Source organism: Nostoc sp. S13, assembly GCF_029379315.1.
Taxonomy (GTDB): domain Bacteria; phylum Cyanobacteriota; class Cyanobacteriia; order Cyanobacteriales; family Nostocaceae; genus Nostoc.
Map to the genome: position 1 here is coordinate 13,788 of NZ_JAQYWQ010000099.1, position 13,728 is coordinate 27,515.

The window sequence follows — 13,728 nt, forward strand, 5'->3', positions numbered from 1 at the left end:
AGAAAAATAACGTATTGTATCGAGACTCTACCCCTCAAACTTTGCGTCCCTCTGCGCTTTACTTTGCGTTCCTCTGCGTTTAAAAAATCCACAACCTTATACAAAACTTAGTAAACGGGAATAAAAAGTCAATAACTCTTTATTTTCGTTAGAGTGGGATAACAATCAAAGTGTGAGGATTGATACTACATGCGAATCTTGTTAGTGTATCCGATATTTCCCAAAACCTTTTGGTCATATGAAAAAATCTTAGAATTAGTTGATCGCAAAGTTCTATTACCACCTCTAGGTTTAGTAACAGTAGCCGCGATTCTGCCCCAAGAATGGGAATTCAAACTGGTCGATCGCAACATCCGCCCAGCAACAGAAGCAGAATGGGCATGGGCAGATGTAGTAATTCTCTCGGCGATGATTGTCCAGAAACAAGATTTACTTGACCAAATCCAGGAAGCAAAAAAACGTGGCAAACTAGTCGCAGTCGGCGGCCCTTACCCCACCTCTGTACCTCACGAAGTTGAAAATGTTGGCGCAGATTTTCTGATTCTGGATGAAGGGGAAATCACGCTGCCCATGTTTATTGAGGCAATCAAAAGGGGAGACACATCTGGCACTTTCCGCGCCACAGAAAAACCTGATGTGACAAGCACACCAATACCCCGTTTTGATTTATTAGAATTTGATGCCTATGACATGATGTCAGTGCAGTTTTCGCGCGGGTGTCCCTTCCAGTGCGAATTTTGTGACATTATTGTTCTCTACGGGCGCAAACCGCGCACCAAAGCCCCAGCACAATTGTTAGCAGAGTTAGATTACCTCTACGAATTGGGTTGGCGGCGGGGTGTGTTCATGGTGGATGACAACTTTATTGGCAACAAGCGAAATGTAAAATTGTTGCTGAAAGAGTTAAAAGTCTGGATGGCAGAACACAAGTATCCCTTCCGCTTTGACACTGAAGCTTCAATTGACTTAGCAGAAGACTCAGAAATGTTGAAGTTGATGGTTGAGTGTGGTTTCGCGGCGGTGTTTTTGGGAATCGAAACGCCGGATGAGGATAGTTTACAAATGACCAAAAAGTTTCAAAATACTCGCAGTTCCCTAACTGAGGCAGTGCAAACCATCACTAAAGCGGGATTGCGCCCAATGGCTGGGTTTATTATCGGCTTTGATGGCGAAAAAGCAGGCGCAGGCGATCGCATTGTCCGCTTTGCTGAACAAGCAGCTATTCCTTCTACAACCTTTGCCATGTTGCAAGCGTTACCAAATACAGCGCTTTGGCATCGCCTGAAAAAGGAAGGACGACTGCGGGAAAACCAAGACGGCAACATCAACCAGACAACATTGATGAACTTCCTCCCCACCCGTCCCCTGGAAGAACTTGCCAGAGAATATATTGAGGCATTTTGTACTTTATACGATCCAATACAGTACTTAGATCGCACCTATCGCTGCTTCTTAATGATGGGTTTGCCAAGTTGGAAAGCCCCAGCGAAAATGCCAGAGTGGATTGTTGTAAAAGCATTGTTAATTGTAATTTGGCGACAAGGTATCAAACGGGAAACCCGCTGGAAATTCTGGCATCATTTGTTCAGCATGATCAAGCGTAACCCTGGAGTTGTTGAACATTACATTGCCGCTTGCGCCCACAACGAGCATTTTCTAGAGTATCGCCAAATTGTGCGCGATCAAATTGAAAGTCAGCTAGCTGAATATCTAGCACAAGGTGCAGAAAAGCCATATGTGCTAGTTAAGGAAAAAGTAGAGGAAAAAGCTGAAGCAGTAGTCAGTTAAGGATGGTAATGGGTAATAGTAAATAAATTACTTATTACCCGTTCTCAATTAAAAGTAGATGAATGCAATATGTGAATTTAAATTACTTTACAACCATGCGCTTAAAATAGTACTCTCCTAACTTGAGTAGCAGTGGAAGAAGTGGTGTAACTACAGAAAGCAAGTATTGACGGAAGGTTGTAACATCAAATGGCCACACAGGAAATTCATTAGTCAATGTGTAGAGAGAACGCAACTCTTGAAGTTTGATAGCTTCTTTCTTCAAAGTTTCTCCATCGCTACTCAAGCTTGTGTGAATACGCTTATAATCTACTTGAAAGTGCTTTGCAATCTCGCTTAGTAATTCTTCTTTAGCTTTTTTCATGCCTCTGCGGGCGGCAAGGAGAGGACCAAAAAAGCATACTAACGATATGGGAATATAGAGCAGAATTGTTAAATTAAAATACCAGTACTCCTGCGCTATTCCTTGACTAATAAATTGATACTTACTCAATGTTATCATTGTACCAAATATAGCAGCTAGGTAAGCTGTATTCAGTGAATATTGGCTCAACGGACTCAAACCGCCACAGTGATCGGGATGAAGTGGATTAATTTTAAGTTGCTTATTATCCCTACCCAAAAGTTCATGCAGTAACCAAACATTAGTTGTTAGGTTCAACACTAATATACTTCCTGCGTAAAATATTGCAACAGCGTTAATCGCACCCGTTAGGGCAGGAATTCTTCCATCAGATCCTGTCCAGTTGTAAACATGTTGCTGTAGGGAGAAATACCAGATTCCAAAAGCGATCGCTGTTCCTAACCCCAAAAATTGACGCCACGACTTTTGGTAGGGCAATAATACCAAGTTAATTTCTGCTTCGGCAGTGTCAACAATATCTGATTGTTCAAGGTACTGAATTAGCCGATAGATGGCCTTAAATGACCACAGGTAGTAGCCAAAGATGACTGGATTGAGCAAGCAGATCCACACCCAGGCAAACCAATCTTGTAGCAATCCTAAGTGTTTTTCATGCAATATCAATGTCTTACTTACCGTAGCAGCAATTAAATAAAGACCAGATGTAATCACGATTGAGAGCATCCCTAAACTTACAGGTGTCAATTGGCATTTATCAATTAACCAACGGGCTACAGGATCAGCGCGATAAAAGTCTTGCTCTTGCATACTGTTTCTTAAAACTAATATGCTAGCCTCTTTTTTCTAATTATTCTTCAAAATTATACTTATGTTTAGTTATATCTACTTATATTAGTTATTTTGCTTTTCCAATCCCAGTTATTTGAAAAATTAACTCCATTAGTTTACTCATCAACGAAGTGTTAATCTCAAGTTGATAATTCCCCTCTTTTAAAACCTGCGTCACAACCTTACTGAAATCTCGATTATTTTTTCTCGCATCCAAACCGATTAATCTCTTTGAGGTCTTGCTTGGCTGGAATTGTTAAAAGGTATCGACTGATTATTTAGCGGCCTCTGCTTGTTGCATTTGAGCTTCAGCAGGTATGGATACTAGAGATTGTTTTAGCAATTGGGCGAGAACGCGGAACTTATCTTGGGCGGACGCGTGAATGGTTGTACTGGTATGACCAACAAGGACGAAGATTACCTACACCAGAGGAATTAAGCATGAACGACAATGCGCCCAACGGCTAGCGCAAAGGTTACAGAATTTGGGGATTAACCCAGAAGATATTTAGGAATAAGAATTAAATAACATATAATTTATGTCCCTGGCTTACCTCACCCTCAATTCCTCTCCTTATAAAGGAGAGGGAAGCTAGATACAGGATGAAGTTTTGTATTTTATTTAATTCACCTTCCTTAAAAAATTGGGTAATACGTAGATAAGGCAGTGCTTTGGTTCCCAAAGTTGTAGCAGCTGCTGTGCTTAGTGGTTTACCTTCCCTGAAGTTACTACGTATCTACATCTCTCAATGCAACCTATATAGGTTGAGGTTGTGGGCTTTAACTATCAAAATTGCACATCTAATTTTAATAAAAAATATAAATTTCCCATATAAATCTCATCATATATTAAGTTTAAACACTGAATCATAATGACAGTATATGAGTTATCAGTTCAGATTGTTCGTCAGTAAAAATACTCTATATAAAGAGCTATTTAAATATACAAATAAAAGCCAAAATAAACGTTGACTTTGCCAAACTATAGCTGTTAGAACTTAAGTATCGACACAGACCGACTGCTAAAAATATTACTGTCTAAATTGTTTTATTTACTTAATTAATTCTGATATGAAAGCTACTTTTTTGACTGCCTTGATTGCCGCTACAGCTACCTTGACCGGATTAGTTTCCAAAGTAGAAACTGCATCTGCTGCTGATTTTACTTGGAATAATGCCTGGACTCAACCAACCATATATAGTGAATCTCAAACTGGTTTTAACGACACTCCTTTTCAACAATTTGTCCAAGCTGAAGGCGTTGCCCTCCCAAACAGTGGACAATTTAAATTAGACCCCAGTAAATTAGCATTAAAATACAACAATGATGTGTCTGTTTACTTTATAAATGAGGGTGCCGGTTATAGAAATCAGTTAGCCTTCAATGCCACAACAGGAACTACTAACAAATCTGGGCTGCTTTTTAAGGATGCTTCTTGTGATGGAGTTGGGTGTGTTCTTGGCGGGGGCGGTAGTGCACTAAAATTCGGTGATGGGGTCAAACTTGGTAATATTAGTGCAGGTACACAACTCGACTTCTTTTTGAAAGCTGATGGTTTAAACAATCCCAATGGCAATGTCTTTGGTACTCAAACTGCCTCTAATCCTGACGCACTACAGCACGTAGTTGCTTATGCTTATAACAACTACATCATTCTGGGATTTGAGGATTTATACGGTGGTTTACAGGCTTCAGGGATAGATTCCGCAACTGGTAAGGCGAACGAAAATTCTGATCGTGACTTTAATGATGTTGTCATCGTTCTTGATATCGGCGAGGCAAATGTTAAACAGCTAATTGGCGCTACCATTCCTGAACCATCTGTTACTCTATCAATGTTCGCGGTGGGAGCAGTTAGTATGTTTGGATTGCGTCGTCGCCGTCAAACTCCCACTTCTAACTAAACTTTGAAACGTTTTTAATATTCGGTGCGTTTAGTTTCATTGGAAAATAACAAGTGATTGATCGCATTTTCACCCGTACACTTATATGGGTGAATTTTTGTGTATAGTCCCATTTATATTTTATCTACTGCGATCGCGTTCTAAATCATCGATAACTTTTTGCAAATACCACTCGTCTGCCATCCCAGGATAGTAATCCTGCTTCTGCTGAATCAATCGTTCGGCAATTTCCCAATATCCCCCAACCATTCGCAAAAGTCGCTGACGTAGCAGATTATATTTTTGCTTTTTTGACTCTGGACTAAATTTCTGAATTTTTTCTAAGCTACTCAAGACTTGTTGATAATTTCCCCAGTCTTCTTGTTCACAAAAGATACTCGCCGCCCGTTGATAATCTTCCACGGCGTTTTGCATTTCTTCTAAGCAAGTATAGGCAATGCCGCGATTGTAGTAAGCTTGAGCATCATCGGGATTTATTTGTAGTGCTTGGGTGTAATCTTGAATTGCACCGAGATAATTGCCCGTTGTCCGATAGGCATTACCTCTGGCAATATAGACTAAGGCATCTTTGGGTTCGATCTGGAGTGCTTGGTTAAGATCCGCGATCGCACCTTGATGATCTCCCAATACAGAACGTGCTTTACCTCGGTTGCGATAGACAATGGCCTCTTGAAAATTTAATCGCAATGCTTGATTAAAATCTGCGATCGCTTCTCGATAATTCCCCATTTTAAAACGCACAACCCCACGACAGCAGTAAGCTTGGGCATCTTGCGGATCGGCTTTTAATACCCAGTTTAAATCGGCGAGTGCCTCTTGGGTATCTCCCTTTTCAGCTTTTTCTAATAATTGCGTGAAATATTCCTTTGTGGATAAAATTGGCGCATTTGGAGAACCAGATTGCTGTACAACAGGTAATTCCGGGGGTTGTAGCTGTTTAATTAGTTCCAGACACAGACGACAATTCTCTTTATCTTGTTGCTCTAGATATAATTGTGCAGCCTTTTTAAAGTTAGCGATCGCATCTTGAATATAACCCTGTTTGCGCCGCACCATCCCCCGCAGATTATAAGCAGCAGCATAATTCAGATTCAGACGAATAGCGCGTTCAACATCCTCCAGCGCCCCAGGCAAATTTTTTAGCGCCACCCTTGCTAATCCACGACAATAATATGCTTCTACACTCTCAGGATTCAGCTTCAGGACTTCGGTATAATCTGAAACAGCGTTAAGGATTGCACCTGAGTCATAATATGCCAAACCCCGTTGCAAGTAAGCTTCGGGAAAATAAGGTGTCAGTTCTAAAGCATGGTTAAATTCCTCAATTGCTCCAGCGTAGTCTTTTCGCCTAGCCTTTTCCAATCCTCTATTGTAGAATTCGTCATTCATGGCATTTGTTTGGTTGATTCAGTTAGTTGAATTCCAGCAGGCTTGTTTCGTAGTTTAACCTATGCCCTCACCCTTAATATTCTAAGTATTCAGCGTGGCTTTGCTTCATTTCGTATTTTTGATTAAAAAAAACGAACATACCACCCTAAGTTGTTATAAATAGAATTCACCCAATAGACCTATCCACAAATAAACCTCAAAATAGCTGAAACCCTTACATAGCTGACTTTTTAGCTTATATAAAACAGGAACCTCTAAAACCCTCTCCAGAGCTAGGTTTCAGCCAAATAAAGTTCTCATTTCCGGATAAGTCTAATGGAATATTGTACACATCCAGATGATAATCAATAATAAGTTATACCAATGAAAATTAGAACTATCACAACAGGTATATCACTTCAATCTCCACAAGAGCAGGAAAAAATTAAGCAAGCTGCTGACTTTAATCACCAAGCGCAAATTGTGTTTGAAAAACAAGGATATAAAGTACAAACAATTAGAATTGCGACTAATCCCTGGGAAGAATATCTGCAAGGCTTGTCAAAAATCGAAATTATCAATGAGATTCAAATTCTAGAACAACTTTGCCAAAGTCTGAATATCAGCTTCTTGAATATTGGTTATGCCAGCAAACCCAAAACCATAGATCTAATTCCAGATATCAACAAAAATACATCGATTATTTATTGTTCAAGCAAAATTGGCGACAGGGAAAGTGGTATAAACTTTGAAAATACGAGAGAATCTGCCAAAGCTATTAAACGTATTTCCCAAGAAACTCAAAATGGCTATGGCAACTTTCGGTTTTGTGCATGGGCAAACTGCCAGCCAGGTATCCCATTTTTCCCTAGTGCATACCATACCGGCAATACATCTTTTGCTATAGGTTTAGAGTTAGGCGACTTAGTAATGCAAGCATTCTCACAAGCTAACAATATCACAACAGCAGAGCAAAACCTGCAATTAATATTAGAAGTAGAATTAAATAAAATCGCAGTTATTGCTGAAAAAATATCTGAGAAATTTGCCGTTGCATATAGAGGAATCGATACCTCTCTAGCTCCATCTTTGGATCAGAAAAACAGTATTGCTTTTGCTTATGAAAAATTGATGAGTGGCAAGTTTGGACATTCAGGAACTCTCGCAATTTCTGGGATGCTGACTCGTGTATTGAAAAGCGTATCAGTAAAAATCTGTGGTTACTCTGGACTGATGCTTCCAGTTTGTGAAGATATCGGACTAGCTACCAGAGCTAACGAGCAAACCTATGATCTTACACATTTATTATTATATTCAGCAGTTTGTGGCTGTGGACTAGATACAGTTCCAATTCCAGGTGATATCACAATTGAAGCAATTGCAACTTTATTAATTGATATGGCAACTTTAGCCATCAAGTTAGATAAACCACTATCAGCCCGATTATTTCCAATTCCAAATAAAAAAGCTGGGGAAATGACTACATTCAATTCCCCATATCTCGTAGATTGTAAAATATTTACAGTTAACTAGAATTATTCTGAAAGCAAGCTAGGAGAAGTTAGTACAAAAACATCCCTACTTCCTTGAGCGTCAGTCTGTGGTTTTATGGGAGTGGTAAAGTGGAAAAAATCATGGTCATTAACTAATAAGAGTTCTCCCGGATTTAGAACTTTGCTAAAAACAGGCTTTTCTTTTTTCGCAGTATACAAATGTGTTTCTGCACCTTCAATATTGTCTCTATCTACTGAGAATATGCCAATAAAATCTGTACCATCTTGATGTATACCTTCAGGCGCTGGATTACCCAAATTCTTTGGTGAACAAATAGTTCTAATTTGATGAACTCCGATTTCAGCTTCCGGATGGAGTTTACAAGAATCACTAAATGCTAAGACAAGATTTCTAAAAATATCAAGTTCTGTAAGTGCATCATCTAATTCTGCAAACTCTCTTTTTATATCACCCACTAATGGATTATACTCTTTACTTTGAAAGAGGTAGCCATGAGGTAATTTGATTAACTGATTTCCAGAGACTGTGAACCGAGATAATCTTCTCGAACGATAGTTGCCTTTGATATAAGGGTCAATAGGCAGATTACTAAAAAATCGCTTAAAACCTTCTGGATTGATCGAATTTACTTTTCTTAAAGTAAACAGAAAAGCATATTCTAATTCCGTTGCTGTCCACACTTTTTGCATAGGATTTACCTCCTTGCATGTTGAAATTCTCCCAAATTTTTCTTTATGGGAGGCTTACAACACTTAGTATAAGCTACTTTTTATTAAGATGTTGTCAATTTAACTACAAAATTTGACACTTTATGATACCGAAAAATGCTCAAATTTTGTCACAGGGTGGAGTAATACTCATGGGTGTATGAGTAGCTGCTGAAAAGATTTGCTGATGGGGGTTCGATGGGCAAGAAATCGACGTATATTTACTAGCAGCAATAAGGTTCCATAATGATAGATTGGCTTTACCGTTACCCACCTTTGTATCCGGGTATTCTGCTAAAACGCTACAAGCGATTTTTTGCTGACGTTCAACTTACTTCTGGTGAAATAGTGACAGCACACTGTCCCAATACAGGGCCAATGACTGGAGTTTCGACTCCCCAAAGTGCGGTACAGCTTTCAAAAAGTGATAATCTTAACCGCAAATTGGCTTACACTTTAGAACTAATTCAGGTACATGACAATGAACCGACTTGGGTAGGTATAAATACTTTTTTGCCCAATCGGGTGGTAAAGCTAGCTTTGGGGAAACACCTTTTCCCAGAATTGGGCGACTATAGCCAAATTAAGGGCGAGGTGGTTTATGGACTAGATAAAAAAAGTCGAGTGGATTTTTTCTTGACGGGGAGTGATGAGGAACGCCCGATTTACTTAGAAGTAAAAAATACAACTTTTTCTGAGGCGAGATTAGCCCTATTTCCTGACACGGAGACTACAAGAGGACAAAAGCACTTGCGAGAACTAATGGCGCTGTTACCTTTAACTCGTGCAGTGATGCTTTACTTTATTAATCGCAGTGATTGTATCGAGTTTTCCCCTGGCGATCGCACAGATCCTGTGTATGGTAAATTATTACGGGATGCGATCGCTCTTGGTTTAGAAGTCTTACCTTGCCGTTTTGACATTTCCCCCGAAGGTATCCGTTATTTGGGTTTGGCAAAACTAACAATTTGATTACATCTAATTAGAGAGACGTTGCAATGCAACGTCTCTACACGCATAAAACAATAAATCCATCTAGACAGTATCTAGATGGATTTATTGATAGTTGATATTTACTAAAAAATATTCAACTGGACTGTAATAGAGAAACGACTATAAATAATCGTCGCCCCACAAATAGCATTCGCTATTTTAAGGTTTGCTTATGCAGGGATCAAAACTGTGTCAATTACGTGGATAACACCGTTATCAGCAGCAACATCTGCTGTTGCAACTTTTGCGTCATTTATTTTGACGCCATTAGAAGCGTCGATTTTTACATCTGAACCTTCAACTGTTTTAGCTGTCTTCAGTTTAACTACATCAGCAGCCAGCACTTTACCTGAGACAACATGATAAGTCAAGATTTTCTTGAGCTTGGGAATATCTTTCAGCAATGCGTCTACTGTGCCTGCTGGAAGCTTATCAAACGCTGCATCGGTGGGTGCGAAGACGGTGAATGGACCTGGGCCTTTCAGTGTATCTACCAGACCAGCTGCTTGGATTGCTGCAACTAGTGTCTTGAAAGAACCATTATTAGTGGCAGTGTCAATTATGTTGGCCATGTGTTTTACCTAAGTTCTGTGTAACCTGCTACAAACCTAAACTATTTGTTTAATAAAATCTATCTATCGTTAGGTGTATGTTAAATCAAATTTTTTATTGATATCATAAAAGTTTATATATATTTTTATACAAATAAATAATTATATGTACATTGTCTGGGCGGATGAGTTATAAGCGCTCCTGGATGGGTAGTTTAGCGCCTCTGTCCTCGCTGCTTTGTTCTAGAAAGTGGCAGGGGCGCTCGCTGCTCAGTAGTATCAACACAGCATTTTTTACCAAAAAAGTTAGTTAAAAAAGATGGGTAAAGGCATCTTAATTTAAAAAAGTTGGTATAAACCAGGGTTTTCGCTATTTAGGAGTTACTTGAGAATTTTTAATATGACCCTTGTTAAATAGGCAATATAGAGCTTATTCAGTATTTCTATTCCTTTGCTCTAGCCTTTTGTCATGAGTCTCTCACCAAAAAGGTTGGTAAGGAGCGTATTTAACTGATATTATTTCATCACCAGACACATTTCACTCATTATTTGTGTAATCCTACTTGGAAATAATAAATTCCCATCACACTAACTAATGTTTTTAGCAATTGTGATTGGCTGTTTATTTCCAGAATTGATTATACATAGGACTTACGCAAAAACCCGATAAAAGTCTTATTTTTTTGTATCCTCTACCTTTTGTGTAGTTGGTTTTTCTGTTGACTGTGCGTAAGTCCTGTATGTAAATAATGAGACCTTTAGGTAATATTTCCCCAAACTATAACTTTCATGAAAAGAAGAAGACTTATTGCTTGGATTGCTACGGCAGTTACTAGCATGATGCTAGTAATCGGCTTGCAGTTTGTGAATTTATCGCCAGCCACATCTGCAACTACACTTAATGTGTATGCAGCTGTCAGCTTAACAAACGCGCTGAATGCCATTAAGACTCAGTACCAAAATGCTAACCCAGGTGTCAACGTTGTTTATACGTTCGGTGCTTCTGGTACCTTGTTGAGCCAAATACAAGTAGGAGCTCCAGCAGATATTTTCATTTCTGCTGCCACCGGCCAAATAAATGTATTGCAGAATTCAACTCCAAGTAAATTGGTTGCAGGTAGCCGTAAAAACATTGTCAGAAACCGTCTAGTTTTGATTACTCCGACGACACCCCCTGTTAGTGCTGGTAGTGCGGCTCTCACTAGCTTCAATGGTTTAACCAATGCCAATATTAGTGGTGTTGCTATAGGTGACTACACAGGCACTCCTCCAGTTGTACCAGCAGGAAATTATGCCAAACAAGTTCTCACTAGCCGAGGTATTTTCACTACTCTCATCCCTAAATTATACCTTGCCAACAATGTGCGTGCCGTTTTAACTGCTGTTGAAAATAAAGCTTCTGTAACTGTTGCAGGTGTAAATAAAACTATCAACGCAGGTATCGTTTACAAAACTGATGCTGCCATTTCTAACAAGGTAAGAGTCGTACAAACTGCCCTAACAACAGAGAGTGATCTGATTGTCTATCCACTGGGTATACTCACCAGAACTAAAGTTTTAACGACAGCACAGAGTTTTTCTACTTACTTAAGTGGTACTACTGCCCAGAATATCTTCAAAAATAATTATGGGTTTCTTGCGCCTTAATCACCACAAAGTAAATCAATTAAGTAGTCGTTGTCGTTAATTTTGAACTATTTGGAGTAATGTCTTGTGAAGTTCACTAAAAAACTCTCAATTATTGTTTGTAGTTTGACCACTGCCTTCCTTCATACTGCTGTGATTACCAATACTTATAAGTCAGCTGCACAAGCGGAAGGACAAGAGTTAATTTATAACGGGGGATTTGAAATCGACCCTCTGGCAGATCCTAATAATCCTAACGGTATAAATCCTAATGTTACCGGATGGCTTAAATCTGGTGCTCCAGGTACTACAATTAGCAACTTTCCTCACAGTGGTAACCAAGGTTTATCGCTTGGTGCATTTTCAGGCATTAGCTACATATCACAGACTATCCGCACAGTTGTTGGGCGACACTACCAACTTACTTACTATTTCGCATCCATAGAGGAGGAACCTGACCTTGATAATAAATTTCAGGTTTTTATAAATGGAAAGAAAGTTTCTGTTAAAAAGGATACTTCTTTCCAACCTTATACGCAATACACCTTAGATTTTAAAGCAAAAGGAAGATCCACAGAGATAAAGTTTGGTTCTCTAGCAAAGTATGCGTTTTTATATTTGGATGATGTGAGTGTTAAAGCTAAACCTGAACATCAAAAGAAAAACTATTGGGATAATCCGGTGATAAATGATGGGGATGAATAAACCACAGATAGAAGCCTAAGCAATGTCTGGCTACATAGTGTCAAGAATGCCACTAAAATTCATCTGATTTAAAAACTCCATCATGGGTTTATTGAGAAAAATGGCCTTGGGTGTATGAATCATTATCCACATCTATAGCTAACTCTTATAAACCAGAAGAAAGTGTTCATTTTTATTGACACTACTGAAAGCCAGCATGAATATAACTATCAACTTGTTTTAGTTGTCGAAATTTACAATTATTTGGAGTCAAGTTTCATGAATTTAACTAAAAAACTCTCAATTATTGTTTTTAGTTTTACTACTGCTTTAATTAGTACTGCTGTGATTACTAATATTTATAATGCAGAAGCACAAGCGGCAGAACTTGTTAAAAACGGAAGCTTTGAACTCGACAAACTCGTAGATCCTAATGATCCTAACGTGACAAATCCTAATATTATAGGATGGGCTAAGTCTGGTGATCCGATGGATATATCAGGGATCAGAATAAGTAATTTTCCTCAGCATGATAGTGGTAATCAGGGCTTATCACTTAGTGGATTTATAGACCTCAGCTACATATCACAGACGCTTTCTACACAACCTGGTCAGCAATACGAACTTAGTTACTATTTAGCATCTATAGATGAGGCCCCTGACCTTGATAATCAATTTCAGACATTTGTAGGTGGAAATAAGATTTTTGATCAAAAAGACATTTCTTTTCAACCATACACGCCATATAAGTTCAATTTCACGGCAGACGCATCATCCACAGAGTTAAAGTTTGGGAATTGGGATAAATATGGATTCTTATACTTGGATAATGTGAGTGTAAAACCTGTGCCTGAGCCATCAACAATTGGAGGAATAGCAGTTGCTGGGTTGTTGGGAATATGGCTGAAGAAAAAGAAAGCAATTAGCGAGAAATAATAGCCCTTTTTTTGTCACTCTCGGAAAACAACAGAGCGATCTCTACACAACTTAACTAAAAAAGGTGTATCACCGAATAGCCCGTCGTAGAGTTCGCCTTACTTTTTTGATAGCTGAATCAAGTTAAAATTTGATAATCTAACACTAATATCGTCCTCCCACAGTTCGGCCATCTCATCTGAGTTTTGTCCCCGTGGGTTTCTACGAATGCTTGAAACTTATCCCAGTCAGTGGTTTTGTGCCCATTGCCCCGATGCGCTCTGACTTTGGCATTAAAGTCACGCGTTTCCCTCCGACGCTGAAACCATATATTGATAGTATTACGACTGATGTTGAAGAATTCACTGGCTCGTAACGCTTCATCCTATTGAGTTTAATCGCCTCTATCACTTTTCCTGGCAGATCATACAGGGTTAGCGCGTCTCAAACCCTATTGACAGGCGGATAATAGTACGGAATTAGA

11 protein-coding genes and 1 pseudogene are annotated in these 13,728 nt (G+C 39.0%); 8 read left to right on the plus strand and 4 right to left on the minus strand.

Annotation, left to right across the window (positions count from 1 at the left end):
• Positions 1-189 precede the first annotated feature (189 nt).
• A complete protein-coding gene (locus PUQ00_RS24695; RefSeq protein WP_300421754.1) occupies positions 190-1,788 on the plus strand; it encodes a B12-binding domain-containing radical SAM protein in 1,599 nt (532 codons plus the stop codon).
• 82 nt (positions 1,789-1,870) lie between these two features.
• Here the strand turns inward: PUQ00_RS24695 and PUQ00_RS24700 are convergent, their stop codons facing one another.
• Complete coding sequence (locus PUQ00_RS24700) at positions 1,871-2,959, minus strand: hypothetical protein (protein WP_300421755.1); 1,089 nt, start codon at positions 2,957-2,959, stop codon at positions 1,871-1,873.
• A 333-nt stretch (positions 2,960-3,292) separates the two neighbouring features.
• Between PUQ00_RS24700 and PUQ00_RS24705 the strand changes: the two are divergent.
• Positions 3,293-3,492 (plus strand): annotated as a pseudogene (locus tag PUQ00_RS24705) (Uma2 family endonuclease); the annotation flags it as partial.
• Positions 3,493-4,051: 559 nt separating this feature from the next.
• A complete protein-coding gene (locus tag PUQ00_RS24710) occupies positions 4,052-4,885 on the plus strand; it encodes a DUF4114 domain-containing protein (RefSeq protein WP_300421756.1) in 834 nt (277 codons plus the stop codon).
• A 120-nt stretch (positions 4,886-5,005) separates the two neighbouring features.
• Here the strand turns inward: PUQ00_RS24710 and PUQ00_RS24715 are convergent, their stop codons facing one another.
• Complete coding sequence (locus PUQ00_RS24715) at positions 5,006-6,274, minus strand: tetratricopeptide repeat protein (RefSeq protein ID WP_300421757.1); 1,269 nt, start codon at positions 6,272-6,274, stop codon at positions 5,006-5,008.
• Positions 6,275-6,637: 363 nt separating this feature from the next.
• Between PUQ00_RS24715 and PUQ00_RS24720 the strand changes: the two genes are divergently transcribed.
• Positions 6,638-7,786 (plus strand): DUF711 family protein, encoded by a 1,149-nt coding sequence (locus tag PUQ00_RS24720; protein ID WP_300421758.1) that lies wholly within the window; start codon positions 6,638-6,640, stop codon positions 7,784-7,786.
• 2 nt (positions 7,787-7,788) lie between these two features.
• On the opposite strand, the gene PUQ00_RS24725 is transcribed toward PUQ00_RS24720, so the two are convergent.
• Positions 7,789-8,457: a 2OG-Fe dioxygenase family protein gene (locus PUQ00_RS24725; RefSeq protein WP_300421759.1), complete on the minus strand. Its 669-nt coding sequence runs from the start codon at positions 8,455-8,457 to the stop codon at positions 7,789-7,791.
• A 264-nt stretch (positions 8,458-8,721) separates the two neighbouring features.
• Here PUQ00_RS24725 and sfsA point away from each other — a divergent pair, with 264 nt between their 5' ends.
• Positions 8,722-9,447, plus strand: coding sequence for a DNA/RNA nuclease SfsA (sfsA, locus tag PUQ00_RS24730; protein WP_300421761.1), 726 nt, complete (start codon positions 8,722-8,724; stop codon positions 9,445-9,447).
• A gap of 191 nt (positions 9,448-9,638) precedes the next feature.
• On the opposite strand, the gene PUQ00_RS24735 is transcribed toward sfsA, so the two are convergent.
• Positions 9,639-10,040: a fasciclin domain-containing protein gene (locus PUQ00_RS24735; protein ID WP_300421762.1), complete on the minus strand. Its 402-nt coding sequence runs from the start codon at positions 10,038-10,040 to the stop codon at positions 9,639-9,641.
• 816 nt (positions 10,041-10,856) lie between these two features.
• Here PUQ00_RS24735 and modA point away from each other — a divergent pair.
• From modA to PUQ00_RS24750, 3 genes are all read left to right on the plus strand, one after another.
• Positions 10,857-11,666 (plus strand): molybdate ABC transporter substrate-binding protein, encoded by an 810-nt coding sequence (gene modA, locus PUQ00_RS24740; RefSeq protein ID WP_300421764.1) that lies wholly within the window; start codon positions 10,857-10,859, stop codon positions 11,664-11,666.
• 66 nt (positions 11,667-11,732) lie between these two features.
• Positions 11,733-12,350, plus strand: coding sequence for a DUF642 domain-containing protein (locus PUQ00_RS24745; RefSeq protein WP_300421766.1), 618 nt, complete (start codon positions 11,733-11,735; stop codon positions 12,348-12,350).
• Between the two features lie 258 nt (positions 12,351-12,608).
• Positions 12,609-13,265, plus strand: a complete 657-nt coding sequence (locus tag PUQ00_RS24750; protein WP_300421768.1) for a PEP-CTERM sorting domain-containing protein — start codon at positions 12,609-12,611, stop codon at positions 13,263-13,265.
• Positions 13,266-13,728: the final 463 nt, after the last annotated feature.